This window comes from Pseudomonas sp. FDAARGOS_761 (assembly GCF_013343155.1).
Classification (GTDB): Bacteria; Pseudomonadota; Gammaproteobacteria; order Pseudomonadales; family Pseudomonadaceae; genus Pseudomonas; species Pseudomonas aeruginosa.
Window position 1 is genome coordinate 5,236,614 of sequence record NZ_CP054572.1, and the last position, 25,968, is coordinate 5,262,581.

The 25,968-nt window shown below is 65.4% G+C and carries 22 protein-coding genes; 9 read left to right on the plus strand and 13 right to left on the minus strand.

Going from position 1 to position 25,968, the window contains the following annotated elements; translation table 11 throughout:
- Positions 1 to 7: 7 nt before the first annotated feature.
- Positions 8 to 706 (minus strand): 2OG-Fe(II) oxygenase, encoded by a 699-nt coding sequence (locus FOC67_RS24425; protein WP_073656392.1) that lies wholly within the window; start codon positions 704 to 706, stop codon positions 8 to 10.
- Between the two features lie 48 nt (positions 707 to 754).
- On the opposite strand from FOC67_RS24425, the gene FOC67_RS24430 reads away from it, so the two are divergent.
- Positions 755 to 1,507, plus strand: a complete 753-nt coding sequence (locus FOC67_RS24430; protein WP_009315024.1) for a hypothetical protein — start codon at positions 755 to 757, stop codon at positions 1,505 to 1,507.
- Between the two features lie 19 nt (positions 1,508 to 1,526).
- On the opposite strand, the gene FOC67_RS24435 is transcribed toward FOC67_RS24430, so the two are convergent.
- A complete protein-coding gene (locus FOC67_RS24435) occupies positions 1,527 to 2,468 on the minus strand; it encodes an alpha/beta hydrolase (protein WP_003084318.1) in 942 nt (313 codons plus the stop codon).
- A 76-nt stretch (positions 2,469 to 2,544) separates the two neighbouring features.
- Here FOC67_RS24435 and FOC67_RS24440 point away from each other — a divergent pair, with 76 nt between their 5' ends.
- Entirely contained in the window at positions 2,545 to 3,156 is a 612-nt protein-coding gene (locus FOC67_RS24440) for a DUF6436 domain-containing protein (RefSeq protein WP_031627657.1), read from the plus strand.
- A 104-nt stretch (positions 3,157 to 3,260) separates the two neighbouring features.
- A complete protein-coding gene (locus FOC67_RS24445) occupies positions 3,261 to 3,764 on the plus strand; it encodes a transcriptional regulator (protein WP_003112942.1) in 504 nt (167 codons plus the stop codon).
- Here the strand turns inward: FOC67_RS24445 and FOC67_RS24450 are convergent.
- Entirely contained in the window at positions 3,743 to 4,795 is a 1,053-nt protein-coding gene (locus FOC67_RS24450; RefSeq protein ID WP_003110711.1) for an AraC family transcriptional regulator, read from the minus strand. The genes FOC67_RS24445 and FOC67_RS24450 overlap by 22 nt on opposite strands.
- A 110-nt stretch (positions 4,796 to 4,905) precedes the next feature.
- On the opposite strand from FOC67_RS24450, the gene hacB reads away from it, so the two are divergent.
- Complete coding sequence (gene hacB, locus FOC67_RS24455) at positions 4,906 to 7,293, plus strand: N-acylhomoserine lactone acylase HacB (protein WP_009315022.1); 2,388 nt, start codon at positions 4,906 to 4,908, stop codon at positions 7,291 to 7,293.
- Between the two features lie 197 nt (positions 7,294 to 7,490).
- Here the strand turns inward: hacB and FOC67_RS24460 are convergent, their stop codons facing one another.
- The 8 genes from FOC67_RS24460 to FOC67_RS24495 all read right to left on the minus strand — a co-directional run bounded on the left by FOC67_RS24460 (position 7,491) and on the right by FOC67_RS24495 (position 16,882).
- Positions 7,491 to 8,360 (minus strand): ABC transporter permease subunit, encoded by an 870-nt coding sequence (locus tag FOC67_RS24460; RefSeq protein WP_003084307.1) that lies wholly within the window; start codon positions 8,358 to 8,360, stop codon positions 7,491 to 7,493.
- A gap of 82 nt (positions 8,361 to 8,442) precedes the next feature.
- On the minus strand, positions 8,443 to 9,324 hold the full coding sequence (locus FOC67_RS24465) for an ABC transporter permease subunit (protein WP_003121722.1): 882 nt from the start codon (positions 9,322 to 9,324) through the stop codon (positions 8,443 to 8,445).
- A 26-nt stretch (positions 9,325 to 9,350) separates the two neighbouring features.
- Complete coding sequence (gene potA / locus FOC67_RS24470; protein ID WP_003084303.1) at positions 9,351 to 10,505, minus strand: polyamine ABC transporter ATP-binding protein; 1,155 nt, start codon at positions 10,503 to 10,505, stop codon at positions 9,351 to 9,353.
- A gap of 54 nt (positions 10,506 to 10,559) precedes the next feature.
- Positions 10,560 to 11,657: a spermidine-binding protein SpuE gene (spuE, locus tag FOC67_RS24475; RefSeq protein ID WP_003084301.1), complete on the minus strand. Its 1,098-nt coding sequence runs from the start codon at positions 11,655 to 11,657 to the stop codon at positions 10,560 to 10,562.
- Between the two features lie 418 nt (positions 11,658 to 12,075).
- On the minus strand, positions 12,076 to 13,179 hold the full coding sequence (gene spuD, locus FOC67_RS24480; RefSeq protein WP_003084299.1) for a putrescine-binding protein SpuD: 1,104 nt from the start codon (positions 13,177 to 13,179) through the stop codon (positions 12,076 to 12,078).
- Between the two features lie 115 nt (positions 13,180 to 13,294).
- Positions 13,295 to 14,665: a putrescine--pyruvate aminotransferase gene (spuC, locus tag FOC67_RS24485; protein ID WP_003084297.1), complete on the minus strand. Its 1,371-nt coding sequence runs from the start codon at positions 14,663 to 14,665 to the stop codon at positions 13,295 to 13,297.
- A 65-nt stretch (positions 14,666 to 14,730) separates the two neighbouring features.
- A complete protein-coding gene (locus FOC67_RS24490; protein ID WP_003084290.1) occupies positions 14,731 to 16,089 on the minus strand; it encodes a glutamine synthetase family protein in 1,359 nt (452 codons plus the stop codon).
- Positions 16,090 to 16,129: 40 nt separating this feature from the next.
- Positions 16,130 to 16,882, minus strand: a complete 753-nt coding sequence (locus tag FOC67_RS24495; protein WP_003084285.1) for a gamma-glutamyl-gamma-aminobutyrate hydrolase family protein — start codon at positions 16,880 to 16,882, stop codon at positions 16,130 to 16,132.
- Between the two features lie 278 nt (positions 16,883 to 17,160).
- On the opposite strand from FOC67_RS24495, the gene FOC67_RS24500 reads away from it, so the two are divergent.
- The 5 genes from FOC67_RS24500 (at position 17,161) to aguA (ending at position 22,813) form a co-directional block, all read left to right on the plus strand.
- The gene (locus FOC67_RS24500; protein WP_003112937.1) at positions 17,161 to 18,537 is read left to right on the plus strand and encodes a glutamine synthetase family protein; all 1,377 of its coding nucleotides are present in this window, start codon (positions 17,161 to 17,163) and stop codon (positions 18,535 to 18,537) included.
- 255 nt (positions 18,538 to 18,792) lie between these two features.
- The gene (locus FOC67_RS24505) at positions 18,793 to 19,854 is read left to right on the plus strand and encodes a polyamine ABC transporter substrate-binding protein (RefSeq protein WP_009315019.1); all 1,062 of its coding nucleotides are present in this window, start codon (positions 18,793 to 18,795) and stop codon (positions 19,852 to 19,854) included.
- 60 nt (positions 19,855 to 19,914) lie between these two features.
- The gene (locus FOC67_RS24510) at positions 19,915 to 20,580 is read left to right on the plus strand and encodes a TetR/AcrR family transcriptional regulator (RefSeq protein WP_003084271.1); all 666 of its coding nucleotides are present in this window, start codon (positions 19,915 to 19,917) and stop codon (positions 20,578 to 20,580) included.
- A 162-nt stretch (positions 20,581 to 20,742) separates the two neighbouring features.
- Positions 20,743 to 21,621: an N-carbamoylputrescine amidase gene (gene aguB / locus FOC67_RS24515; protein ID WP_003111119.1), complete on the plus strand. Its 879-nt coding sequence runs from the start codon at positions 20,743 to 20,745 to the stop codon at positions 21,619 to 21,621.
- A gap of 85 nt (positions 21,622 to 21,706) precedes the next feature.
- The gene (gene aguA / locus FOC67_RS24520) at positions 21,707 to 22,813 is read left to right on the plus strand and encodes an agmatine deiminase (RefSeq protein ID WP_003084267.1); all 1,107 of its coding nucleotides are present in this window, start codon (positions 21,707 to 21,709) and stop codon (positions 22,811 to 22,813) included.
- A 134-nt stretch (positions 22,814 to 22,947) separates the two neighbouring features.
- On the opposite strand, the gene FOC67_RS24525 is transcribed toward aguA, so the two are convergent.
- Together FOC67_RS24525 and FOC67_RS24530 are read right to left on the minus strand one after the other, a co-directional pair.
- Complete coding sequence (locus tag FOC67_RS24525; protein WP_003084265.1) at positions 22,948 to 24,330, minus strand: OprD family porin; 1,383 nt, start codon at positions 24,328 to 24,330, stop codon at positions 22,948 to 22,950.
- Between the two features lie 614 nt (positions 24,331 to 24,944).
- On the minus strand, positions 24,945 to 25,916 hold the full coding sequence (locus FOC67_RS24530) for a sensor domain-containing diguanylate cyclase (RefSeq protein WP_003084261.1): 972 nt from the start codon (positions 25,914 to 25,916) through the stop codon (positions 24,945 to 24,947).
- Positions 25,917 to 25,968 lie beyond the last annotated feature (52 nt).

The following is a 25,968-nucleotide window of genomic DNA, read 5'->3' on the forward strand; positions in this document are numbered from 1 at the left end:
CGAGGGTTCAGGAAAGTTGCAGGAGGGATTCGTTGCGCCGGCGGAACCAGCCGGTCAGCGACAGCCGGTCGCGGCTGGCGGGCAGGACTTCGTGCTCGGTGCCGGCGGACATGAACACCACCAGGCTACCGCCCGTCGGCTGGATGTCCACCTGCCGCTGCGGCAGGTGCAGGCGCAGCGCGCCGCCATGCTCGGGCAACCAGGCATCGTTGAGGTAGAGAACCGCGGAGACGGTGCGTGCGTCGTCGTCGCGGAAACGATCGACATGCTTCTGGTAATAGGCGCCCGGCGGGTACAGCGCGAAGTGGCACTCGAAATCCTCGAGGCCGAGGAACAGCGAGGCGTTGAGCGCCTGGCGCAAGTTGTCCATCACCCCCAGGTATTCGTCGCAGGCCTCGGATTCTCCGGGCTCCAGCCATTGCGTGAGGTCGCCGCGGATGCCTTCGCGGATCACCTGGCCGTCGCCGCGGCCGATCGCCGCCGGGGTCAGGTCGCCCGCGACCGCACGGGTGCGGCACTCTTCGGCCAATCTGGTGGTCAGACGCTCAGGCATGAAGATGCTCTGGTGCGACCAGCCCTGGTCGACCAGTTCATCGACGATGCGATGCAGGAGTGGATGATTGACGTTGATGTGCATTGTCCATTGTAGCGTGCCGCCCCGGTGTCTCGACAAGCGGTCCGCCGCATGTCGACAATAGCGCCCCATGGACGGCACCACCCGAACGACGAGGCTTTCGCCGCCAAAGGAGTATCAATGCGCGCTTTGCTCGCCTTCGCTTTACTGCTGGTTGGTCTGCCCGCCCTGGCCGACCCTTATCAACGCCTGTACCAGGCCGCTGGCTGGCCCGACCAGCGCGCGCATTTCAGCGATGCCCTGGACGCGGCGCAGAAGCGCTACCAGGACAAGCTGCCACCCGCGCTCTACCAGACCCTGGTGGACAACAGCAATCGCCGCTTCGCCCCGGCCGAAGTCGACCAGCGCGCCCTCAACGGCCTGCGCGAGAACCTTCCGGACAGCGCCAGCCCGCTGAATTTCTTCGAGTCGCCGCTGGGGCGCAAGGTGGTCGCCGCCGAGGTGCTCGCCACCCGCCGCGACCAGTTGCTCCAGCACAGCAACGGCCTGCCGCGGCAGACCGCCAGCCAGCCACGCCGGGCCCTGGTCAAGCGCCTGGCCCAGGTCCTTCCGGCCCGAGAGGCCGGTGCGGAAGTCAGCCTGGCCCTGGCCGGGGTCGCCGCCGACAGCCTCAGCCAGATGCTTCCGGGCCTCCCCGGCCTGCTTGGCGGCGGACAGACCGGCCAGTTGCTGGAAGGCCAGCGCCAGCGCCTGGTGCAGCAGATCGGCGCGGACCTGGAGAACACCCTGCTGTATGTCTACCGCGATCTCTCCGACGCGGAACTCACCCAGTACGTGAACTTCGCCGAGTCGCCGGCCGGCCGCAGCTACTACCAGGCGGCCCTGGCCGCGCTGAAAGCCGGCCTGGCGGTGGACCAGGCGGTCGCCCCCTGATCGCCGCGGGGCCTGGTACTCAGGCCCCCAGCGCGTCGCTCAGGAAATCGAAATAGCGCCGCCGCAGCCCCTCGCTTTCGTTCGCCAGGTGATGGCGCGCCTCTTCCAGCAACAGTATCCGCGGCTCGTCGAATTTCTCCCGCAGCACCTTCAGGCCATGGCGCCAGTCCACCGTCTCGTCGGACTCGCCCTGCACCACCAGAGGGCTCAGGGCACGCCGAGGCGCCCGCTCGATGCGCGGCACCCAGCGGGTCAGCGCGCCGACCCAGGCGGTCGGCAGGGTGCGTGGCTGCAACGGATCGTGCTCGCGGAGGAAGTCGAGGAACTGCGGATCGCTGGAGTTCTCCGAGAAGCGCCGCGGGATCGAGTCGACGAAGGGGCTCAGCAGGCGGTAGCTGAGCTTCGACCAGCCCCAGGCGCGCGGACGCACCAGCGGCGCCAGGAGAATCGTCTCGCCCAGCTCGGGACGTTCGCCGCCGTGCAGCAGGTAGTCCAGCAGGATCGCCCCACCGGTGCTTTGTCCGCAGAGGTGCCAGGGCGCCGCCAGGTCGAGTTCGGCAGCCTGGCCCAGCAGGCCCTTGAACACCGCCTGGTATTCGGCGAAGTCGCGGATGCTGGCCCGCTCGCCTTCGGACAGGCCATGTCCCGGCAGGTCGCAGGCGAGCACCGAGAAGCCCATGCCCAGCGCCCAGTCGACCACGTGCCGATACAGTCCCATGTGGTCGTAATAGCCATGCATCAGCAACAGGCTGCCGCGCGCTTCCGGCAGCAGCCAGGCCTGCACCGCCAGGCGGCGCCCATCGACCGCCATGCTGCCGAGCCGCGCTTGCAGGCGCGGATGGCGGGAGCGCAGGTCCAGGCCGTAGTAGGCCTGGTAGGCGAGGACGGCGGCGTCCGCCTCGGCCGCGGCCAAGGGTCGCAGGTGCTGGCGCAGGTAATCGGGGTTGAAGGCTTCTGACATCGGCGGTTCCGGGCTGCAATCGATTCGTGGCCGGGCCACGGGCGAAACCCAGGGATATTCAGCTGCGCGCGAACACATGGCAAGCTTGGCACCCGTTTTCCGTGTGAATGCCATGACTCCCCGCCGCAAGACGCTCCTCGTCAGCCTGGTCGGCCTGCTCTGGGCCGGCGGCCTGCTCGCCGCCTACTGGTGGTTCGAGATCCGCTACATCCGTCCGTTCAGCGAGCAGACCACCCTGTTCTCCGGCGACAGCCTGCGCCTGCCGGCCGAGCTGGCCGGGCCGGGGCCGATCCGCCTGGTGCATTTCTGGGACCCGGCCTGCCCCTGCAACGTCGGCAACCAGCAGCACCTCGGCGAGCTGATCGAACGCTTCGCCGGCAAGGGCGTGGAGTTCCATGTCCTGCAGAAGCCTGGCAGCCAGGGCCGCCTGCCGGACAACCTGGCCGCCCTGCGCCCCCTCGCCGGTCTGCCCGGTTCCGAGCAGTTGCCGGCCAGCCCGGCCGTGGCGATCTGGGACCGCGACGGCCGCCTGGCCTACTTCGGCCCCTATAGCGAGGGCGCGGTATGCACCTCCAGCAACAGCTTCATCGAACCGATCCTCGAAGCGCTGCTGCAGGGACGTCCGGTGGATGCCACCCATACCCTCGCCGTGGGTTGCTACTGCCCCTGGCCCCCGGAAAAAGGCTGACCTGGCTCAACACCGGGCCTTCCGGAGGGGGCGCCGGACGGCGTAGCGGCTACACTGCCCGGGTCGGCCCACGAGGGGCCGTTGCCGAACCAAGGAGTCGCTGCATGTCCCTACGTCCCACCCTCGCCCTGCTCGCCCTCGTCAGCCTGCCGCTGATGGCCGCCCAGAACGACCCTCAGCCCAGCAGCAAGGAACTGATGAAGGAGCACCAGGCGCAGATCCAGAACGACCTGGCCGACGTCGACTACAAGCGCAAGCGCATCGTCGAGGCCAACATGAACCTCACCGACCAGGAAGGCGAGAAGTTCTGGCCGATCTACAACACCTACCGCACCGAGTCGGACAAGCTCAGCAAGGAAACCCTCAAGCTCCTGCTCGACTACGCCCAGGCCTACAACAGCGGCAACGTCAGCGACGACCAGGCGAGCAAGCTGATCGAGCGTGTCGACGACCTCCAGGAGGACCGCCTGGAACTGCGCGACAAGTACGTCAAGCGCATCGCCAAGAACGTCTCGCCCAAGCGCGCCATGCGCTTCCTGCAGATCGAGATCCAGCTCGACGCCATCGCCACCCTGGAGATCGGCCGTCAGGTACCGCTGGTCGAGTAACCCTCTTCCCGCTTCGCCAGCCGCGCCCTGTATTGCTCCGGGGGCGCGGCGTGCCAGCGGCGAAAGGCCCGGTAGAACGGCGACAGCTCGGCGAACCCGCAAGCCTTGGCCACCTCGCGGATGGCGCGACCGGCCAACAGCATCTCGCTCGCCCGCTGCCGGCGAACCTCATCGCGAACCTGCCGGAAACTCGCTCCGCCAGCGGCCAGCGCACGCTGCAAGGCGCCGCTGCCAAGACCCAGCTCCGCCGCGCACTGGCGCAAGCCATAGCCCTCCCCGAGGCGCAGCTCGATCAGGTAGCGCACGCGATTGAGCAAGCGGTTCTCGCTGAGTTCGCGGGTCTGTTCTTCCGCGTGGCGGGTCAGCACGCCATGCATGTCCGGATTGGCGTTGCGCGAAGGACGCCGCAGCAAGGCGGCGGAAAACACCAGGGCATCGTGCGGCCGCGAGAACAGCGGCAGCCTGCCGAACAACCGGCGGTGTTCGCCCAGCCGCGGCGGGGCTCGGTGGCGGAACTCGATGCGCTCGGCGACGAACTCGTCGTCGCTGATCAGCGCCAGCAGCTTGAGGAACAGCAGCATCAGGCATTCGATCTGCTGGCGCAGCGAGGCATAGCCCAGGTAGTTGATGTCGAGGATCAGCCTTGCCGTTTCCCCTTCGACCTCGAGGCGCGCGGCGAAACCGCCGGAGAGAATGTGCTGGAAACGCACGAAGCTGCGCAGCGCCTCCTCCAGGTCGCGCGCGGACAGCAGCAGGTAGCCGACCACATCGAGCAGGCGCGGCTTCATTGCCTCGCCCAGGTGCAGGCCGATGTCGGCATCGCCGGTCACCGCCGCCAGTTCGGTCCAGAACAACGGGGCGTTGTCATGCACCAGGCGGCCGCCCAGGGTCGGCGGCGGCAGCGGGATACGCCGGTAGACGCTGCGGTAGACGCGGGTGGGGTCGAGCCCGAGGGCGTCCAGGGCTTCATACAACAGACGCCGCAACGTGGCGGAATGGGTCAGGGGGCTGGTAGACGGGTCGTCCTGCATGGCGGCTCCTCGCGATTGACCAAAGACTTCCAGGGTCCGAGCATTCGGTCAATGCCGCGGGCCGGCGGCATCCGCAGAATGCTCGGCACTACAACAAGGAGAAAGGATCGATGAAACGCACCCTGACCGTGATCGCCGTGGCGGTCGCCGCCGCGGCTGCCGGCGGCGCCTGGTACCTCCATGCCAAGCAGCCGCTCCGCAACGGCTCGCTCGCCCTGGCCCACCTGCAGGCGCCGGTCGACGTGCGCTACGACGAGCGCGGGGTTCCGCACCTGTACGCGCAGAACCAGACCGACCTCTACCGCGCCCTCGGCTACGTGCACGCCCAGGACCGCCTGTTCCAGATGGAAATGCTGCGGCGCCTGGCGCGCGGCGAGCTGGCCGAAGTGCTCGGAGCCAAGCTGGTGGATACCGACCGTCTGTTCCGCACCCTGCGCATCCGCGACCACGCCGCCGAATACAGCGCCCGCCAGGACAAGCAGTCGCAGCCCTGGAAGGTGCTGGAGGCCTACCTGGACGGGGTCAACCAGTTCCAGGAAAACAACCCGGCGCCGCTCGAATTCGACCTGCTGGGCATACCCAGGCGTCCCTTCACCCCCGAAGACACCCTGAGCATCGCCGGCTACATGGCCTACAGCTTCGCCGCCGCCTTCCGCACCGAGCCGGTGCTGACCTACATCCGCGACGAACTGGGCAGCGACTACCTGCGCATCTTCGATCTCGACTGGCATCCGCAGGGCGTGCTGACGCCCTCCGGCGCACTGGGCGCCGGCGACTGGAAGGACCTCGGCGCCCTCGCCCGTCTCAGCCAGCAGGCCCTGGAGGACGCCGGCCTGCCGCAGTTCGAGGGCAGCAACGCCTGGGTCGTCGCCGGCAGCCGCACCGCCAGCGGCAAGCCCCTGCTGGCCGGCGACCCGCATATCCGCTTCGCCGCGCCGGCGGTATGGTACGAGGCCCAGCTGAGCGCGCCCGGCTTCGAACTCTATGGCCACCACCAGGCGCTCAACCCCTTCGCCTCGCTGGGCCACAACCGCGCGTTCGGCTGGAGCCTGACGATGTTCCAGAACGACGACCTCGACCTGGTCGCCGAGAAGGTCAACCCGGACAACCCCAACCAGGTCTGGTACCAGGGCAAATGGGTCGACCTGCAGAGCGAGGAGCAGGAAATCGCGGTCAAGGGCGCTGCGCCGGTGAAGCTCACCCTGCGCCGCTCGCCCCACGGTCCGATCGTCAACGACGCGCTCGGCGCCAGCTCCGGCAAGACCCCGATCGCCATGTGGTGGGCTTTCCTCGAGACCGAGAACCCGGTGCTCGACGCCTTCTACCAGCTGAATCGCGCCGATACCCTGGCCAAGGCCCGCGCGGCGGCCTCGAAGATCCATTCGCCGGGACTCAACCTGGTCTGGGCCAACGCCGCCGGCGATATCGGCTGGTGGGCCTCGGCGGCCCTGCCGAAGCGGCCGGAGGGAGTGAACCCGAGCTTCATCCTCGACGGCAGCAAGGGCGAGGCGGACAAGTCCGGCTTCTATCCGTTCGCCGACAACCCGCAGGAGGAAAACCCGGCGCGCGGCTACATCGTCTCCGCCAACTTCCAGCCGGTCCCGGCCAATGGCCGGCCGATTCCCGGCTACTACAATCTGGCGGACCGCGGCCAGTGGCTGGATACCCAACTGGCCGACCGCGGCACCAAATGGAACCTGGACAACAGCCGCGCGCTGCAACTCGGCAATCGCACCGGCTACGCGCCACGCCTGCTCGCACCCTTGCTGCCGGTCCTGCGCGAGGTGGTCGACGACGCCGAAGGCAAGCGCCTGGTCGAGCAACTGGCGGCCTGGAAGGGCGACTACCCGGTCGACTCGACCGCCGCCACGCTGTTCAACCAGTTGCTGTTCCAGATTGCCGAGAGCGCCTTGCACGACGAACTGGGCGATGCCTTCTTCGACAGCCTGATCGCCACCCGCGCCATCGACAGCGCGCTGCCTCGGCTGGCTGGCGACGCCGACTCGCCCTGGTGGGACGACCGCCGCACAGAACGCCGGGAAACCCGCGCGGATATCGTCAGGGCCGCCTGGAACGCCTCCCTCGCGCATCTGCGCGGCACCCTCGGCAACGACCCGTCCGGCTGGCTGTGGGGCAAGGCGCATACCCTGACCCACGAGCACGCCCTGGGCCAGCAAGCGCTGCTCAAGCGCCTTCTCAACGTCGGTCCGTTCGCCGCCCCCGGCACCCACGAGGTACCGAACAACCTGTCGGCGAAGATCGGCCCGGCCCCCTGGGCGGTCACCTACGGCCCATCGACCCGGCGCCTGGTGGACTTCGCCGACCCGACCCACAGCCTCGGCATCAACCCGGTCGGGCAGAGCGGCGTGCCCTTCGACGGCCACTACGACGACCAGGCCGAGGCCTACATCGAGGGCCACTACCTGCCGCAGCACTACGAGGAAAACGAGGTGAAGGCGAACAGCAAGGGCGTGCTGGTGCTGGAACCGAAGCGCTGAGCCGGCCGGCGGAGCATCCGCCCGGCGTGGCGTAGGGCGAGTAACCGGATGGTGGTTGTCCGCCGGATACAACAGGGTATCGGCGGATAACGCCTCGGGCGTTATTCGTCCTACGGAGCGTAGCCAGGCATTTCCCGCCACCGACGCGCCAATGAAAAAGGCCACCCGCAGGTGGCCTTTTCTTTTCGGCGGAGGGCTCAGGCCGGGGTCGGCGAGCCTTTCTGCCAGTCGGTCGCGGTCTCTTCCATCGCCTGCTGGATCGCCCGGCGACGCCGCTCCTCGGCCTGGCGGGTGAAGTACCAGGCGAAGAAGGTGAACAGCGAAACGCTCAGCAGGATCAGGCTGGCCACCGCGTTGATCTCCGGCTTCACGCCCAGGCGTACCGCCGAGAACACTTCCATCGGCAAGGTGGTCGAGCCGGGTCCGGAGACGAAGCTGGCCAGTACCAGGTCGTCCAGCGACAGGGCGAAGGACATCATGCCGCCCGCCGCCAGCGAGGGCGCGATCATCGGGATGGTGATCAGCAGGAACACCTTCCAGGGCTTGGCGCCCAGGTCCATCGCCGCTTCCTCGATCGACAGGTCGAGTTCACGCAGGCGCGCCGACACCACCACCGCCACGTAGGACGAGCAGAAGCTGGTGTGGGCGATCCAGATGGTCACGATACCCCGTTCCTGCGGCCAGCCGATCAGTTGCGCCATGGCCACGAACAACAGCAGCAGCGACAGACCGGTGATCACTTCCGGCATCACCAGCGGCGCGGTGACCATGCCGCCGAACAGCGTACGACCGCGGAAGCGCGGGATGCGGGTGAGGACGAAGGCCGCCAGGGTGCCGAGGAGCACCGAGGAGAACGCCGTATAGAAGGCGATCTCCAGGGAGCGTCCGACCGAACTGACCAGTTGGGTGTTGTCCAGCAGGCCGACGTACCACTTCACCGACCAGCCGCCCCACACCGTCACCAGCTTGGAGGCGTTGAACGAATAGATCACCAGGATCAGCATCGGCAGGTAGATGAAGAGCAGGCCGACGATCAGCATGACGTTGGAGAAATTCCAGCGCTTCATACCTTGCCCTCCAGTTCTTTGGCCACGCTTCTGGATGGAGAGCCTGTTGAACGGGATACGGAGCGGGATACGCTGTGCTGGCTCATACCTTGCCCTCCAGTTCTTTGGCCTGGTTCTTGTTGAACAGGATGATCGGGATGATCAGGATCGCCAGCATTACCACCGCCAGGGCGGACGCCACCGGCCAGTCGCGGTTGTTGAAGAACTCCTGCCAGAGCACCTTGCCGATCATCAGGGTCTCGGGGCCGCCGAGCAGTTCCGGGATGACGAACTCGCCCACCGCCGGGATGAACACCAGCATACAGCCGGCGATGATGCCGTTCTTCGACAGCGGCACGGTGATCTTCCAGAAGCTGGTGAAGTTACGCGCGCCCAGGTCGGAAGCGGCCTCCAGCAGGCTCGGGTCGTGCTTCACCAGGTTGGCGTAGAGCGGCAGGATCATGAACGGCAGGTAGGAATAGACGATGCCGATGTACACCGCGATGTTGGTGTTGAGGATGGTCAGCGGCTCGCTGATGAGCCCCAGCCCCATCAGTACGCTGTTGAGCAGGCCGTTGTTGGAAAGGATGCCCATCCAGGCGTAGACCCGGATCAGGATCGCCGTCCAGGTCGGCATCATGATCAGCAGCAGCAGGACGGTCTGCGAGGACTGGCTGGAGCGGGCGATGGCGTAGGCCATCGGGTAGCCCACCAGCAGGCAGATCAGGGTACTGATGAAGGCCATCTTCAGCGAGCCGAGGTAAGCATCGATGTAGAGCGGGTCATCGGTCAGCATCAGGTAGTTGCCGAGGTTGAGGAGCACCTGCAACTGCTGGTCCGCGTAGGCGAAGATCTCGGTGTAGGGCGGGATGGCTACGTCCGCTTCCGCCAGGCTGATCTTCAGCACGATGGCGAAGGGCAGCAGGAAGAACAGGAAGAGCCACAGGAACGGCACCCCGATGACCGCATGCCGCCCGGTGGGCATGCGCTTTTTCAGGCTGTTGGCGAATTTCATGACTGCAGTACCACGCCGCTGTCGTCGTACCAGCTGATGTACACCGACTGGTCCCAGGTCGGCCGGGCGACGTGGCGCTCGGCGTTGGCCATGAAGGCCTGGACGATCATCCCGGAGGCCAGCTTGATGTAGTACACCGAGTGGCCGCCAAGGTAGGCGATGTCGTAGACGGTGCCCTGGGCCCAGTTGTGCCCGGCGTGTTCCAGGTTGTCCGGCTTCTGCGCGCTGATCATCACTTTCTCCGGCCGCAGCGCGTAGGTGATGCGCTTGTCCTCGGCGCGGGTGCTGATGCCGTGGCCGATGTAGATCGGGTTCTCCAGCTGCGGGCAGGCGATCACCGCATGGTCCTGCACGTCCTCCACCAGCACGCCGTCGAACAGGTTGACGTTGCCGATGAACTCGCAGACCAGGCGGCTCGCCGGGGTCTCGTAGATGTCCATCGGGCTGCCGATCTGCTCGATGCAGCCCAGGTGCATGATGGCGATGCGCTGGGCCATGGTCATGGCCTCTTCCTGGTCGTGGGTCACCATCACGCAGGTCACGCCGACGCGCTCGATGATCTCCACCAGTTCCAGTTGCATCTGCGAGCGCAGCTTCTTGTCCAGCGCGCCCATCGGCTCGTCGAGCAGCAGCAGCTTCGGCCGCTTGGCCAGCGAACGGGCCAGGGCCACCCGCTGGCGCTGGCCGCCGGAGAGCTGGTGCGGCTTGCGCTTGGCGTACTGGGTCATGTGCACCAGCTTGAGCATCTCGGCCACGCGCTCGTCGATCTCGGCCTTGGGCAGGCCGTCCTGCTTGAGGCCGAAGGCGATGTTCTGCGCCACGCTCATGTGCGGGAACAGCGCATAGGACTGGAACATCATGTTGATCGGTCGCTCGTAGGGCGGCAGGTCGGTGATGTCCTGGCCATCGAGGAAGATCCGCCCCTCGGTGGGCCGCTCGAAACCGGCGAGCATGCGCAACAGGGTGGATTTACCCGAGCCGGAGCCGCCGAGCAGGGCGAAGATCTCGCCCTTGTTGATGGTCAGGGACACGGTGTCCACCGCCAGCGTCTCGTCGAACTGCTTGGTTACCCGGTCGATCTTTACCAGCACCTCTTTCGGCTGCTGGTTGCCCTCTAGGGCTTTCTTGTAGGCACCGGAGGCTATCGCCATTACCACAACTCCCAAGTCGTTGAGCCCGGTCACGCTACCGGGCGGAATTTGAACTTATTTGCCGGTCTTGATCCGGGTCCAGGTACGGGTCTGCAGGCGCAGCACCTTGGCCGGCAACACGGCGGAAACGTAGAGCTTGTCGAGCACGGCCTGCGGCGGATACACCTCCTCGCTGTCGCTGACGCTCTTGTCCATCAGCGGGCGGGCCCCCGGTATCGCGTTGGCGTAGCCGACGTAGTCGCTGACCTTGGCGATCACCTCCGGACGCAGCAGGTAGTCGATGAACGCATAGGCGTTATCGGCGGCCTTGGCATCGGCGGGAATCGCCATCAGGTCGAACCACAGGTTGGCGCCTTCCTTGGGAATCACGTACTGGATGTCGATGCCCTTGCCGGCCTCTTCGGCGCGGGCAGCGGCCTGGAAGACGTCCCCGGAATAGCCGAAGGCGACGCAGATGTTGCCGTTGGCCAGGTCGGAGATGTACTTGGAGGAGTGGAAGTAGCTGACGTAGGGGCGAACCTTGGTCAGGACTTCCTCGGCCTTCTTGTAGTCCTTCGGGTCGTGGGTGTTGGGGTCCAGCCCCAGGTAGTTGAGGGCGGCGGGCAGCATCTCGTCGCCGCTGTCCATGAAGGCTACGCCGCACTTGGCGAGCTTCTTCATGTTCTCCGGCTCGAAGAGGATGGCCCAGGAGTCGATCGGCTGGTCGCCGAGGACTTCCTTGACCTTGGCCACGTTGTAACCGATGCCGTTGGTGCCCCACAGGTAGGGAACCGCGTACTGGTTGCCCGGGTCGCTGACCTCCAGTTGCTTGAGCAGCGCCGGATCGAGGTTCTTCCAGTTCGGCAGCTTGCTCTTGTCCAGCTTCTGGAAGGCACCGGCCTGGATCTGCTTGCCGAGGAAGTTGTTCGACGGCACCACGATGTCATAGCCGGAGTGGCCGGAGACCAGCTTGCCCTCGAGGGTCTCGTTGGAGTCGAAGACGTCGTAGCTGACGTCGATCCCGCTCTCCTTGGTGAAGTCCTTGAGGGTGGTGGGAGCGATGTAATCGGTCCAGTTATAGATGTGCAGGCTCTTCTTCTCCGCCTGCACGGGGCCCGCGATCGCCGTAGCCAGAGCGGCTACCAGCAGTGTCTTGCCAATGGAATGTTGCATGTCCGACTCCTGTTCCGGGCCTTTTCACGGCAGCACCCTGCCTGTTCGACCCGTGTTCTTCAAGTGCCGATGTAAGCCCAGATCACTCGGGTTTCATGACAACCCGACGATTCCGCCGGGAAACATGAGTGAGCTGGGTTCCCTACCGGCGTGTTGGTTTCAGGTTTTCCGGGCCCTCGGCCCCGGTGCGAGCGACACGACCGGCCCCGGCGCGGCAGATTGGCGCAGCGCCCATGGCAGCGTCTTCGTCGTCGATACTGCGTCCGGTCGTCGGGCCCCCAGGAGGAAGCGTCTGGACGAACGGGCAAAAGAGTCGAACCTCTTCGCAGGGGAGCGTGGCCGGAGGAAACCCGGCCGCGTTCCGGTTCTCTCGTGCCGGAGCGCCGGCGGCTTCAGGCGCCGCCGGGCTCCTCGCGGATCACTTGCCGGACTTGATCTTGGTCCAGCTGCGGGTCATCGCCCGCTGGGTCTTGGCCGGCAGGTCGGGGAAGGTATACAGCTTCTTCATGACCTCTTCGCTCGGGTAGATGCCCGGGTCGTTGCGGATCGCCTCGGACACCAGCGGGGTGGCCGCCGCGTTGCCGTTGGGGAACTGAACCACGTCGGTGATCTCGGCCATGATTTCCGGCTTCATCAGGAAGTTGACGAAGGCCAGGGCGCCCTCGGTGTTCTCGGCGTCCTTCGGAATGGCGACCATGTCGAAGAAGCTGCCGGCGCCTTCCTTGGGAATGTTGTACTTGACGGTGACCTTGTTCTTCGCCTCTTCGGCGCGGGACTTGGCCTGGTAGATGTCGCCGGAGTAGCCGATGGCGACGCAGATGTTGCCGTTGGCCAGGTCGGAAATGTACTTCGACGAGTGGAAGTAGGTGACGTAGGGACGGATCTTCAGGAACAGCTCTTCGGCCGCCTTGAGTTCCTTGGGATTGTCGGTGTCCGGCTTGTAGCCGAGATAGTGCAGGGCCGCCGGGAGAATCTCGGTCGGCGAGTCGAGGAAGCTGACGCCGCACTGCTTCAGCTTCTGGATGTTCTCCGGCTTGAATACCAGGTCCCAGGAATCCACCGGCGCATTGTCGCCGAAGGCCGCCTTGACCTTGTCCGGGTTGTAGCCGATGCCGATGGTGCCCCACATGTAGGGAATCGCATGCTCGTTTCCCGGGTCGCTGACTTCCAGGGTGTGCATCAGGTCCTTGTTCAGGTTCTTCCAGTTCGGCAGCTTGGACTTGTCGAGCTTCTGGTAGACCCCGGCCTTGATCTGCTTGGCGAGGAAGGAGTTGGACGGCACCACCACGTCGTACCCGGACTTGCCCGCCAGCAACTTGGCTTCCAGCACTTCGTTGCTGTCGTAGACGTCGTAGACGACCTTGATCCCGGTTTCCTTGGTGAACTTCTCCAGGGTGTCCGGCGCGATGTAGTCGGACCAGTTGTAGACGTGCAGTACCTTGTTGTCCGCAGCCTGCGCCATACCGGCCACAGAGCCCGCCAAGGTCAGGGCGAGCAGGGTCTTACCGAAACGTTTCATCATGCGGGGTAGCTCCATTTTTGTTGAAGTATCCGGGCGGTGGCGCAACCGATCGCGTCACCACCCGGTGAGCCTGGCCAACGCACTGGCGCAGTCTGGCAAAAGTCCGCTCAGGGACTCAAGCCAGGACGGCGGCGGCGGTCTGATCGAGGCACTTGCGCGCCAGGGTGATCAACTCATCGATCTGCGACGGATCGATCACCAGCGGCGGCGAGATAATCATAGTGTCGCCCACCGCGCGCATGATCAAACCGTTGCGGAAACAATGTTCCCGGCACAGCATCCCGACGCCCTTGTCGGTGAAACGCTCGCGGGTCTTCTTGTTCTTGACCAGCTCCAGGGCGGCGACCATGCCGACCCCGCGCGCTTCGCCCACCAACGGGTGGTCGGCCAGCTCCTGCCAGCGTTTCTGCAAATACGGTGCCGTTTCCGCCTTCACCTTCTCGATGATCTTCTCTTCGCGCAGGATGCGGATGTTCTCCAGGGCCACGGCGGCCGCCACCGGGTGACCGGAATAGGTGAAGCCGTGGTAGAACTCGCCGCCCTGGTTGAGCACTTCGACGATCTCGTCGCGCACCACCACCCCGCCCATGGGGATGTAGCCGGAGGTGAGGCCCTTGGCGATCGGCATCAGGTCCGGGGCGTTGCCGTAGTACTGGCTGCCGAACCACTCGCCGGTACGGCCGAAGCCGCAGATCACTTCGTCGGCGATGAACAGGATGTCGTACTTGGCGAGGATCTCGCGGATCTTCGGCCAGTAGGTGTCCGGCGGGACGATCACGCCGCCGGCGCCCTGGATCGGCTCGGCGATGAAGGCGGCGACGTTTTCCTCGCCCACTTCGAGAATCTTCTTCTCCAACTGCTCGGCGGCCCAGACGCCGAACTCGTCCGGCGACATGTCGCCGCCCTCGCCGTACCAGTAGGGCTGGGCGATGTGGACGATGCCCGGGATGGGGAAATCACCCTGCTCATGCAACGCCTTCATGCCGCCCAGGCTGACGCCGGCGACGGTGGAGCCGTGGTAGCCGTTCCAGCGGCCGATCACCACTTTCTTCTGCGGCTGGCCCTTGGTCGCCCAATAGTGGCGGACCATACGCAGCACGGTGTCGTTGGCCTCGGAGCCGGAGCCGGTGAAGAACACGTGGTTCATGCCTTCCGGAGCGACGTCGGCGATCGCCTTGGCCAGCTCGACCACCGGCGGGTGGGCGGTCTGGAAGAACAGGTTGTAGAACGGCAACTCGCGCATCTGCCGGGTGGCGGCCTGGACCAGCTCCTCGCGGCCGTAGCCGACGTTGACGCACCAGAGGCCGGCCATCGCATCGAGGATCTTGTTGCCCTCGCTGTCCCAGATATAGACGCCTTCGGCCTTGGTGATGATCCGCGCGCCCTTCTCGTTCAACTGCTTGTAGTCGGTGAACGGCGGCAGATGGTGGTCGCGGCTCAACGCCTGCCACTCACGGGTCTTGGCGTTGGTGATTTGGCTGTTCATGTCACACCTCTTCTATTCAAGACTGTCCGGGAGCGGCGGACCACGCCGGCCGCCCCCGGTCAGGATCAAACGGAAAGCAGGAGGAATTCCCGCTCCCAGGAGCTGATTACCCGCTTGAAATTCTCGTGCTCCGCACGCTTCACCGCGACGTAGCCGCTGATGAACTTGCTGCCGAGATACTGCTCTAGGGGCTTGCAGTTCTCCATGCGCTCCAGCGCCGCTTCGATCGTCAGCGGCAGGCGCAGGTTGCGGCGTTCATAGCCGCGACCTTTGACCTGGGCGCTCGGCTTGATGCCTTCGACCATGCCGATGTAGCCGCACAGCAGGCTGGCAGCCAGCGCCAGGTAAGGGTTGGCGTCGGCGCCGGCGAGACGGTTCTCGACCCGGCGGTTCTCCGGGCTGGAGTCCGGCACGCGCAGGCCGACGGTACGGTTCTCTTCGCCCCACTCGACGTTCACCGGCGCCGAGGTATCGGGCAGGAAGCGGCGGAACGAGTTCACGTTGGGCGCGAACAGCGGCAGCACTTCCGGGATGAACTTCTGCAGGCCGCCGATATGGTGCAGGAACAGCTCGCTCATGGTGCCGTCGGCATTGGAGAAGATGTTCTTGCCGGTCTTCACGTCGACGATGCTCTGGTGCAGGTGCATCGCGCTGCCCGGCTCGCCGGTCATCGGCTTGGCCATGAAGGTCGCGGCGACGTTGTGCTTGAGCGCGGCCTCGCGCATGGTGCGCTTGAACACCAGGATCTGGTCGGCCAGGTCGAGGGCGTCGCCATGACGGAAGTTGATCTCCATCTGCGCGGTGCCTTCCTCGTGGATCAGCGTATCCAGGTCAAGGCCCTGGGCCTCGCACCAGTCGTACATGTCCTCGAACAGCGGGTCGAACTCGTTGGCGGCGTCGATGGAGAACGACTGACGCCCGGTTTCCTGGCGTCCGGAGCGGCCCACCGGGGCCTGCAACGGATAGTCGGGGTCGTCGCTGCGCTTGGTCAGGTAGAACTCCATCTCTGGCGCCACGATCGGCCGCCAGCCCTTGTCGGCATACATCTTCAACACGCGCTTGAGGATGTTGCGCGGCGACAGCTCGATGGGATTGCCGAGCTTGTCGAAGGTGTCGTGGATCACCATCGCGGTGGGCTCGATGGCCCAGGGGACGAGGAACACGGCATTCTCGTCCGGGCGGCAGACCATATCGATGTCGGCCGGGTCGAGCAGGTCGTAGTAAATGTCGTCTTCCACGTAGTCGCCGGTGACGGTCTGCAGCAGAACGCTCTCCGGCAGGCGCATGCCCTTTTCCGCGATGAATTTGTTGGTCGGCGAGATCTTGCCGCGGGCGATGCCTGTCAGATCGGAAATCAGGCATTCCACTTCGGTGATCTTGCGTTCCTTCAGCCAGCTGGTCAGCTGGTCTAACTTGGTAGTCATAAAGACCTCAGGGTTGAGAGTCCGGCCCCAACAGCCGGACTCAACGTTGCCCCGCCCTCTTGCCGCAGGCCTTACCGAAAGCCTGGAAGATAGCGAGATAGTTGGGGTTCGTCAGAACCTGCCACTCCGGGTGCCATTGCACACCAAGAGCGAAGGCTTTTGCACCTTCTACGGAGATGGCTTCGACCAACCCGTCAGGCGCCAGTGCTTCTACTCGAAGGCCCGGCGCCAGACGATCAACGCCCTGGCCATGGATGGAATTGACCTGGAACTCGCTCGGCAAGCCGATACCGGCGAGCACTCCGCCCGGCTGCACATGCATGGCATGGCGCGGCGCGTACTGAACCTCGAGCGGCTGGTCGGCCGGCTCGCGGTGGTCCATGAAGGTTCCGACCTCGTGCACCTTCTGGTGCAGGCTGCCGCCGAAAGCCACGTTCATTTCCTGGAAACCGCGGCAGATGCCGAGGACCGGAATGCCGGCGTCGATGGCGGCGCGGACCAGCGGCAGCGTGGTGGCGTCGCGGTCGGAGTCGTGGAGGGTGCCGGGCTCGCTCGCCGGTCCACTATAATGACGGGGCTCGACGTTCGACGGCGAGCCAGTGAAGAGCAAGCCGTCGACGCTGTCCAGCAGGGCTGCCTGGTCGATCGACTCGCCCAGCGCAGGAATGATCAGCGGGAGACCGCCAGCGCCGTTGACGACGGCACGCAGATATTTGTCGCCGGCAATGTGGTAGGGATGAAGACCGATCTGCTTGGTGCAGGCGGTGACGCCGATTAACGGCAGGCGAGACATGAGACACCCGTTGTTTGTAGATGTTATGGGGTTTGGCCGAGCTTAGCGTTGTTCATTTTTTTACACAATAGGCCTGTAAAAAATTGAACACGCACTCCTGAACACCCTTCGACGCGAGGTTTTTTTCGGCTTTTCGTCCGGCGAAAATGCCCTGAAAACGGCCTCAACGCCCCACAAGAGGGCGTTTTTGGCGGCTATTGACATCCCACAGGCTTTCGGATTGACTCATAGCCTACCCCCCGCATGATTGAAATTTTTAACAAAAAAGGTGTTGCATCATGTCGGTACCCCAGCGTGCCGTTCAGCTCACTGAACCGAGCGAGTTCCTCAAGGAACATCCCGAGGTCCAGTTCGTCGACCTCCTTATTGCAGACATGAATGGCGTGGTTCGCGGCAAGCGGATCGAACGCAACAGTCTGAACAAAGTCTTCGAAAAAGGTATCAATCTCCCCGCTTCCCTGTTCGCCCTCGATATCACCGGCTCCACCGTAGAGAGTACCGGCCTGGGTCTCGACATCGGCGACGCCGACCGGATCTGTTACCCGATCCCCGGCACCCTCTCCATGGAACCCTGGCAGAAGCGCCCGACCGCGCAGTTGCTGATGACCATGCACGAACTGGAAGGCGAGCCGTTCTTCGCCGACCCCCGCGAAGTCCTGCGCCAGGTGGTGGCCAGGTTCACCGAGATGGAACTGACCATCGTCGCCGCCTTCGAGCTGGAGTTCTACCTGATCGACCAGGAGAACGTGAACGGCCGGCCGCAACCGCCGCGCTCGCCGATCTCCGGCAAGCGTCCGCAGTCGGTGCAGGTGTACTCCATCGACGACCTCGACGAATACGTCGAGTGCCTCCAGGACATCATCGACGGCGCCCGCGCCCAGGGCATCCCGGCCGACGCCATCGTCGCCGAATCCGCACCGGCGCAGTTCGAGGTCAACCTCAACCACGTCAACGACGCCCTCAAGGCCTGCGACCACGCGGTGCTGCTCAAGCGCCTGGTCAAGAACATCGCCTACGACCACGAGATGGACACCACCTTCATGGCCAAGCCCTATCCGGGCCAGGCCGGGAACGGACTGCACGTGCATATCTCGCTGCTCGACAAGCACGGCAACAACATCTTCACCAGCGAGGATCCCGAGCAGAACGCCGCATTGCGCCATGCGATCGGCGGTGTGCTCGAGACCCTGCCGGCCTCCATGGCCTTCCTCTGCCCGAACGTCAACTCCTACCGCCGCTTCGGTTCGCAGTTCTACGTGCCGAACGCGCCGAGCTGGGGCCTGGACAACCGCACCGTGGCCCTGCGCGTGCCCACCGGCAGCCCGGACGCGGTACGCCTGGAACACCGCGTGGCCGGCGCCGACGCCAACCCCTACCTGCTACTGGCAGCGGTGCTGGCCGGCGTTCATCACGGGCTGACCAACAAGGTCGAGCCGGGCGCGCCGATCGAAGGCAACTCCTACGAGCAGATGGAGCCGAGCCTGCCGAACAACCTGCGCGACGCCCTGCGCGAGCTGGACGAAAGCGAGATCATGGCGAAGTACATCGACCCGAAGTACATCGACATCTTCGTCGCCTGCAAGGAAAGCGAGCTGGAGGAGTTCGAGCACTCGATCTCCGACCTCGAGTACAACTGGTACCTGCATACCGTCTGAGGTAGCGGTATCGGCGCGCCGGTCCTGGGCCGGCGCCGTACGCAGCGAAATCCGGGGCGGTTTCGCAGACACTCAACGCGGGGGCGTCTGTGTCTGGGAAACCGCCCCGGTCCTTTTCTCGGAACCGGGAAATGTGCGCCACGGCACAGCCTGCCGCCACGCCTCCCGCCAGACTCGATGCTGGCCTGCATCAATGCCTCTGCCGCCTGGCTCCGGCACCATCGTCCGCTCCGTTCCGTCCAGCGAGAAGATTCCATGCCCCGCCTTTCCGCCCTGCTGTTCCTCGCCCTCGCACCCTGGCTGGCCCAAGCCGAGGAGACCCTGCGCGTCTACAACTGGAACGACTACATCGACCCGCAGGTGCTCGAGTCCTTCCAGAAGGACACCGGCATCCGCGTCGAGTACCACACCTTCGCCACCGCCGAGGAACTGGACAAGGCGCTGCGCAGTGGCGAGGCGATCGACGTCGCCGTCCCCTCCCACGACACCCTGCCGGCCCTGCTGAAGGACAACCTACTGCAGCCGCTGGACTTCACCCAGCTGCCCAACCGCAGCCATCTCGACCGTCAATTGCTGAGCAAACTGGCCGCGGTCGATCCTGACAATCGCCACGCCGTCCCCTATCTATGGGGTGCCGTAGGCCTGGCCATCAATACCCCGCAGGCCGAAGCCGCCTATGGCGGGCCGCTGCCCAACAGCTGGAGCCTGCTGTTCGACGCCAGCCAGAGCCAGCGCCTGAAAAGCTGCGGCATCAGCCTGCTGGACGCGCCGGACGAAACCCTGGCGATCCTCCTCAACTACCAGGGCCGCAACCTCGGTCGTACTGCGCCGAGCCAGGTACGCCGCGCCGCCGAGGCGCTGCACGGACTGCGACCGAACCTGCGCTACGTCGACAGCGAGCGCTACATCGCCGACCTCGAAGACGGTCGCCTCTGCCTGGCCATGGCCTGGGTCGGCGACGCCCTGCGCGCGGCCAAGGCGGGCCAGCCGGTAAGTTTCGAGGTACCGCAGGAAGGCTCGGTGCTGTTCATCGACAACCTGGTGATCCCGGCCGGCGCCCAGCATCCACGCGAGGCGCACCGCTTCATCGACTACCTGATGCAACCGAAGATCGCCGCACAGATCACCGCCGCCACCCTCTACCCCAGCGGCAACGCCGACGCCGCCGGCTTCCTCGATCCCGCCCTGCGCCAGCAACCCGGCCTGTATCCGGACCGCGACACCAGCCGCCGCCTGTTCGCCCTGGAAACGCCGCCGGAAAAACTCCGGCCGGTGGTCGACGAGATCTGGAAGGCCTTCCGCGGCGCCAGCCACTGAGCGGCTTGCCCCGGTCGCGTGAGCTGGCGTCCAATAGCCGCTCACGCCCGGAGACCCGCCATGCAGCCCACCTCGTCCATCCGCAAGCCCCGCGCCAGCAGCCAGGCCCGGATCGCCGCGATCCTCGACGCCGCTCGCGGCCTGCTCGCCGACGAAGGCATCGGCGGCCTGACCATCTATAGCGTGGCCGAACGCGCGGAAATGCCGCCATCGTCGGTCTACCACTTCTTCCCCAGCGTGCCGGCCCTGCTCCAGGGGCTGACCGGCGAGGTCCACGCCGCCTTCCGCGCGTGCCTCGAACAGCCGGTGGACCATGCAGGCCTGCGCTGCTGGCGCGACCTGTCGCGGATCGTCGAGGAGCGCATGCTGGCGGTCTACGCCCGCGACGCGGCGGCCCGCCAACTGATTCTCGCCAGCCACGGCCTGGCCGAAGTCACCCAGGCCGATCGCCAACATGACGTGCAACTCGGCCAGGCCATGCGCGCCCTGTTCGAGCGGCATTTCCTGCTGCCTCCGCTGCCGACCGATATCGAGATCTTCAGCCTGGCCATGGAGCTAGGCGATCGCGTCTACGCATTGTCGGTCCAGCGTCACGGGATCATCGACGCACGCCTGGCGGAAGAAGGCATGCGGGTGTTCGACGCCTACCTGGGGCTCTACCTGCCGCCGATCCTGGAAAAGCGTAGCGAACCATTAACCGGATTTATATCCGATTTAAATCGATAGAAAATCCATAACACTCCCTTAAACCGCTTCACAGTCCGATTTTTATCGGATATAAATCCGCCCATCACTCGATCGGGCGCGACACCCCGTTCCCGCCCGCCCGACCCACAACCGGCCGCCGCCAAGCCCGGCAGCCATCCGAGCCAGCACACGAGGTGTTCCATGACCCGCAACGTCACCGTCGCCGCCACCCAGATGGCCTGCTCCTGGGATCGTCCGGCGAACATCGCCCGCGCCGAGAAACTGGTGCGCCAGGCCGCCGCCAGGGGTGCGCAGATCATCCTGATCCAGGAACTGTTCGAGACCCCCTACTTCTGCCAGAAGCCGAACCCGGACTACCTGCAGCTGGCCACCACGGTCGAGGAGAACGCCGCCATCGCCCACTTCCAGGCCCTCGCCCGGGAGTTGCAGGTGGTATTGCCGATCAGCTTCTTCGAACGCGCCGGGCGCGCCCGCTTCAACAGCATCGCGGTCATCGACGCCGATGGCGGCAACCTCGGGGTCTACCGCAAGAGTCACATCCCGGACGGCCCGGGCTACCACGAGAAGTACTACTTCAATCCGGGCGACACCGGCTTCAAGGTCTGGCAGACCCGCTACGCACGGATCGGCGTCGGTATCTGCTGGGACCAGTGGTTCCCCGAATCGGCGCGCAGCATGGCGTTGCTCGGCGCGGAACTCCTGTTCTACCCGACCGCCATCGGTAGCGAACCGCACGACGCCAGCATCAGCTCGCGCGATCACTGGCAGCGCGTGCAGCAAGGCCATGCCGGGGCCAACCTGATGCCGCTGGTGGCTTCCAACCGCATCGGCCGCGAGGAGCAGGACGGCTACGACATCACCTTCTATGGTTCTTCGTTCATCGCCGACCCGTTCGGCGAGAAAGTCGAGGAGCTGAACCGCACCGAGGAAGGTATCCTTGTCCACACCTTCGACCTCGATGCGCTGGAGCGCACCCGCAGCGCCTGGGGCGTGTTCCGCGACCGCCGGCCGAACCTCTACGGTCCGCTGAAGACCCTGGACGGCTCGCTGGAGTCCTGAGGCCTCGGGAAACGATCCGCGCGGGGACGCCCCGCGCATTCCGCGCCGGCGTCCGCCGCGCATAGCAACGATTTCAGGAGCAGCGATGAGCAACCCGACCAGCACCCCACGCGCCGACGGCTTCCGCATGCCCGCCGAATGGGAACCCCACGAGCAGACCTGGATGGTCTGGCCGGAACGCCCGGACAACTGGCGCAACGGCGGCAAGCCGGCCCAGGCGGCCTTCACCGCGGTGGCCAAGGCCATCGCGCGCTTCGAGCCGGTCACCGTCTGCGCCAGCGCCGGGCAGTACGAGAACGCGCGCGCGCGCCTCGACGACGGCAACATCCGCGTCGTGGAAATCAGCAGCGACGATGCCTGGGTCCGCGACACCGGCCCGACCTTCGTCATCGACGACAAGGGCGATGTACGCGGCGTCGACTGGGGCTTCAACGCCTGGGGCGGCTTCGAAGGCGGCCTGTACTTCCCCTGGCAGCGCGACGACCAGGTGGCACGCAAGATCCTCGAGATCGAACGGCGCGCCCGCTACCGCACCGACGACTTCGTCCTCGAGGGCGGCTCGATCCACGTCGACGGCGAAGGCACGCTGATCACCACCGAGGAATGCCTGCTCAACCACAACCGCAACCCGCACCTGAGCCAGGCGGAGATCGAGCGGACCCTGCGCGACTACCTTGCGGTGGACAGCATCATCTGGCTGCCGAACGGCCTCTACAACGACGAGACCGACGGCCACGTCGACAACTTCTGCTGCTACGTGCGTCCCGGCGAGGTGCTGCTGGCCTGGACCGACGACCAGGACGACCCGAACTACCTGCGCTGCCAGGCCGCCCTCCGCGTGCTGGAAGAAAGCCGCGACGCCAAGGGACGCAAGCTGGTGGTGCACAAGATGCCGATCCCCGGCCCGCTGTACGCGACCCAGGAAGAGTGCGACGGCGTGGATATCGTCGAGGGCAGCCAGCCGCGCGATCCCTCCATTCGCCTGGCCGGCTCCTACGTGAACTTCCTGATCGTCAACGGCGGCATCGTCGCGCCAAGCTTCGACGATCCCAAGGACGCCGAGGCCAGGGCGATACTCCAGCGGGTGTTCCCCGAGCACGAGGTGGTGATGGTCCCGGGGCGCGAGATCCTCCTCGGCGGCGGCAACATCCATTGCATCACCCAGCAGCAACCGGCGCCGCGCAAGGCCTGACGGGCATCCCCCAGGGCGGATGGCCAGCCGCGGCGCTGTTCGCGCTGGCCGGCCCGGCACGCCGAGTGGCGCCCTGAATGAAAAAAGCCCGCGTCCTCCTGGAGGACGCGGGCTTTTTCCTGTCCGGCCGGAGCTTACAGCAGCGGCAGGGTGTAGCTGACGATCAGGCGGTTTTCGTCCTGGTCGCGCTGGTTGTTGCTCGAACCGGCGGCCGGCAGGCCGCTGCGGAAGGAGGCGTTCTTCCAGGTGAAGCCCAGGCCCTTGAAGGTGCCGTCCGGGATCACGTAGGCCAGGGAGATATCGCGTTCCCACTCGCTCTGGTCGCCGCGGGCGGTCTTGATCTTGTCGCCGCTCAGGTAAATGGTGTTGAAGGTCAGGCCCGGCACGCCGACGGTGGCGAAGTCGTAGCCGTAGCGGACCTGCCAGGTGCGCTCGCCGGCACGCTGGAACTTGCCGATCTGCACGTCGGTGATCAGGTACGCGGTGGAACCTTCGCCATCGCCACGGTTCAGGAACGGGAAGTCGCTGTCGCCGTTGAGGATCTGGTAGCCGGCGCCGATGCTGTGGCCGCTGACGGTATAGGTGAAGAGACCGCTGAAGGCGCGGTTGTCGACTTCGCCCTTGGTCACGCCGCTGCCGTAGTAGCCGCTGCTGACGTAGCCGTCGGCACGGCCGGAACGGCTGCCGTTCTTGCCGTCGGAGCTGCTGTCGAAGGCGCGCAGGTCGGTCTTCAGGACGCCCGGGCCGATCTGCCAGTTGTGGATCAGGCCGAGGAAGTGCTGCTTGTAGAAGTCGTCCAGGTTGCCGTAGTAGTACTGCAGGGTCAGGTCCTTGTTGACCTTGTAGTCGCCACCCGCGTAGTAGAACTTGTTGCTGTCGCGCGAGCTGGCGCTGCTGCCGTTGGCGCCGGCGATGCTCAGGCTGCGGTTGTCGGTGGAGTTACGGCCCTTGGAGTGCTCCAGTTGGCCGGCAACCAGGGTGAAGTCCTTGAGATCGGTCGAGGTGACCTGGCCGCCCTCGAAGGTGACCGGCAGCAGGCGGCCGTCGTTGTAGGTGACCACCGGCAGCTTCGGCTGCAGGGTGCCGTAGCGGAACTCGGTGTTGGATACCTTGGCCTTGGCGGTCAGGCCCAGGCTGGCGAAGTCGTGCACCGGCTCACCGTTGCTTTCCAGCGGGAACACGGTGCCCGGCTGGCGGTCCAGGCCGCTCTTGCCGGCACGGCCGCCGCCGTCCAGGCGCACGCCGAGCAGGCCCAGCGCGTCGACGCCGAAGCCGACGGTGCCCTGGGTGAAGCCCGACTGGTAATTCAGGATGAAGCCCTGGCCCCACTCTTCCTGCTTGCTCGGCGAGGCGGTGCCATTGCGGTTGTCGGTATTGATGTAGAAGTTGCGCAGGGTCAGCGATGCCTTGCTGTCCTCGATGAAACCGGCGGCGACCGCCTGTTGCGCCAGGGCACCGAGGGTACCGGCAGTGATGGCCAGGGCCAGTCGTGACTTGTTGATCTTGCGACTCTTCATTGGTCTTTTCCCCATTGGTATTGCTAATTGTCTTCCGGTCGGGGGAAGTGGAACGCGTGGGCCCGACCGGTCGTTGAAACACTGAGCGCCGTACCATCCCGGAAGATGGCGCGCGCGAAACTCGGCATTCGATGGATCAGGAAACGGCGCAACCCGCGACGATGGAACGACGGGGCAGGCAAGCAGGCAGGGAGGCAGCGAACGGAAGCGTGTGCATGGGTGTACTCGTGTCTTGTTATTGTGCGGCGGGTGTCTCGACCCACCGCCAGTGAAGGCAATTTGTAAGCCAATCTTTCCATCGGGCTCCGCCTTCGCGTCCTCTCGGGCTTCCTGCCCTTCTCCCGGCTGACGGGGCCGGAGGGTATCGGCAGAAAACCGCCTATTACAGCTTCATTTCTGGCGAGTTACCGCCACGTTTCAGAAAATCGTTATTTCCTGCGCTTTATAGCGCGTGGGTAATAAACAGTAAAATATCCGCAATAAACCTAAAAAGAATTAATTATTCGCATTTAATAGCTTTAAGGAATATTGTACCGCAGCCGCAGCCTGCCGGTCGCCTCCCCAAAGAGGTATTCCGTGGCGCCGTCGACAAAACGGAAACGTTTGCCCAGCGGTCAGCCCACGACGATGCAGTCCTTGCCCTGGCGCTTGGCCGAGTACATCGCGGCGTCGGCCCGGCTGTAGAGGGCACCGAGCCCCTCGTCATCAGCCTGGAGGACCGTCAGGCCCTGGCTGACGGTGATCCCGAAGCTTTGTTCGCCCTCCTGGAAGCGCAGGCGTTGCACCTCGCGCTGCAGGCGTTCGCCGATCTGTCGCGCGGTCTGCTCGTCGCAGCCGGGCAGCAGCACGGCGAACTCCTCGCCGCCGATCCGCCCGAACAGGTCGCCACGGCGCAACGCGGCACTGCCGCTCTGGGCGATACGCTGGAGGACCTGGTCGCCGACCTGGTGGCCGAAGCGGTCGTTGATCTTCTTGAAGTCATCGACGTCCAGCAGCAGGAACGCCAACGGTATCCCCTCGCGGCGACACTCCTTGAAGGCCGCCTCGGCACTGTCGAAGAAATAGCGACGGTTGCTGCTCTGGGTCAGCACGTCGGTGGTGGCCAACCGTTGCAGCTCGCTCTCCATGTGCTTCTTGTCGGTGATGTCCTCGGCGATGCCCACCACCATCAGCGGCAGTCCCGCCTCGCCCTGGCGACTGACGAAGCACTTGTCGTTGAGCCAGCGGACCTCGCCGTCGCCGCGCACGATGCGGTATTCGCGTTGTTCCACGGCGCCACGTTCGAGCACCTGCAGCAGGCTGCTGTCGGCGTAGTCGAGGTCGTCCGGGTAGATGCTGTTGCGCCACTCCTCGTAGTCCGCCAGCAGCAGCGCCGCGGAACGGCCGAAGATTTTCTCGTAGGCGGGGCTGACGTAGACCATCCGCCGGTTCTGCCAGTCGTAGGCCCAGAGCACCGAGTTGACGCTGGCCAGCAAGGCGCTGAAGAGTTGCTCGCGCTCCTTCAGCCGGGCCACTTCGGCACGGCTGTGCAGCAAGGCCAGCGCGGCCTCCTGCGGGTCTTCGGGAATGCCGGTTAGGTCGTCCATGGATCGTCGCTCTGCTCGCGGAACGGGTTCGACCGCCAACTTAGCGCAGGGG

Excerpts from the sequence above, each read along its gene's own strand:
- FOC67_RS24425 (WP_073656392.1), bottom strand. The coding sequence starts at position 706 with ATGGGGCGCTATTGTCGACATGCGGCGGACCGCTTGTCGAGACACCGG.
- FOC67_RS24430 (WP_009315024.1), top strand. The coding sequence starts at position 755 with ATGCGCGCTTTGCTCGCCTTCGCTTTACTGCTGGTTGGTCTGCCCGCC.
- FOC67_RS24435 (WP_003084318.1), bottom strand. The coding sequence starts at position 2,468 with ATGTCAGAAGCCTTCAACCCCGATTACCTGCGCCAGCACCTGCGACCC.
- FOC67_RS24440 (WP_031627657.1), top strand. The coding sequence starts at position 2,545 with ATGGCAAGCTTGGCACCCGTTTTCCGTGTGAATGCCATGACTCCCCGC.
- FOC67_RS24445 (WP_003112942.1), top strand. The coding sequence starts at position 3,261 with ATGTCCCTACGTCCCACCCTCGCCCTGCTCGCCCTCGTCAGCCTGCCG.
- FOC67_RS24450 (WP_003110711.1), bottom strand. The coding sequence starts at position 4,795 with ATGCAGGACGACCCGTCTACCAGCCCCCTGACCCATTCCGCCACGTTG.
- hacB (WP_009315022.1), top strand. The coding sequence starts at position 4,906 with ATGAAACGCACCCTGACCGTGATCGCCGTGGCGGTCGCCGCCGCGGCT.
- FOC67_RS24460 (WP_003084307.1), bottom strand. The coding sequence starts at position 8,360 with ATGAAGCGCTGGAATTTCTCCAACGTCATGCTGATCGTCGGCCTGCTC.
- FOC67_RS24465 (WP_003121722.1), bottom strand. The coding sequence starts at position 9,324 with ATGCCCACCGGGCGGCATGCGGTCATCGGGGTGCCGTTCCTGTGGCTC.
- potA (WP_003084303.1), bottom strand. The coding sequence starts at position 10,505 with ATGGCGATAGCCTCCGGTGCCTACAAGAAAGCCCTAGAGGGCAACCAG.
- spuE (WP_003084301.1), bottom strand. The coding sequence starts at position 11,657 with ATGCAACATTCCATTGGCAAGACACTGCTGGTAGCCGCTCTGGCTACG.
- spuD (WP_003084299.1), bottom strand. The coding sequence starts at position 13,179 with ATGATGAAACGTTTCGGTAAGACCCTGCTCGCCCTGACCTTGGCGGGC.
- spuC (WP_003084297.1), bottom strand. The coding sequence starts at position 14,665 with ATGAACAGCCAAATCACCAACGCCAAGACCCGTGAGTGGCAGGCGTTG.
- FOC67_RS24490 (WP_003084290.1), bottom strand. The coding sequence starts at position 16,089 with ATGACTACCAAGTTAGACCAGCTGACCAGCTGGCTGAAGGAACGCAAG.
- FOC67_RS24495 (WP_003084285.1), bottom strand. The coding sequence starts at position 16,882 with ATGTCTCGCCTGCCGTTAATCGGCGTCACCGCCTGCACCAAGCAGATC.
- FOC67_RS24500 (WP_003112937.1), top strand. The coding sequence starts at position 17,161 with ATGTCGGTACCCCAGCGTGCCGTTCAGCTCACTGAACCGAGCGAGTTC.
- FOC67_RS24505 (WP_009315019.1), top strand. The coding sequence starts at position 18,793 with ATGCCCCGCCTTTCCGCCCTGCTGTTCCTCGCCCTCGCACCCTGGCTG.
- FOC67_RS24510 (WP_003084271.1), top strand. The coding sequence starts at position 19,915 with ATGCAGCCCACCTCGTCCATCCGCAAGCCCCGCGCCAGCAGCCAGGCC.
- aguB (WP_003111119.1), top strand. The coding sequence starts at position 20,743 with ATGACCCGCAACGTCACCGTCGCCGCCACCCAGATGGCCTGCTCCTGG.
- aguA (WP_003084267.1), top strand. The coding sequence starts at position 21,707 with ATGAGCAACCCGACCAGCACCCCACGCGCCGACGGCTTCCGCATGCCC.
- FOC67_RS24525 (WP_003084265.1), bottom strand. The coding sequence starts at position 24,330 with ATGAAGAGTCGCAAGATCAACAAGTCACGACTGGCCCTGGCCATCACT.
- FOC67_RS24530 (WP_003084261.1), bottom strand. The coding sequence starts at position 25,916 with ATGGACGACCTAACCGGCATTCCCGAAGACCCGCAGGAGGCCGCGCTG.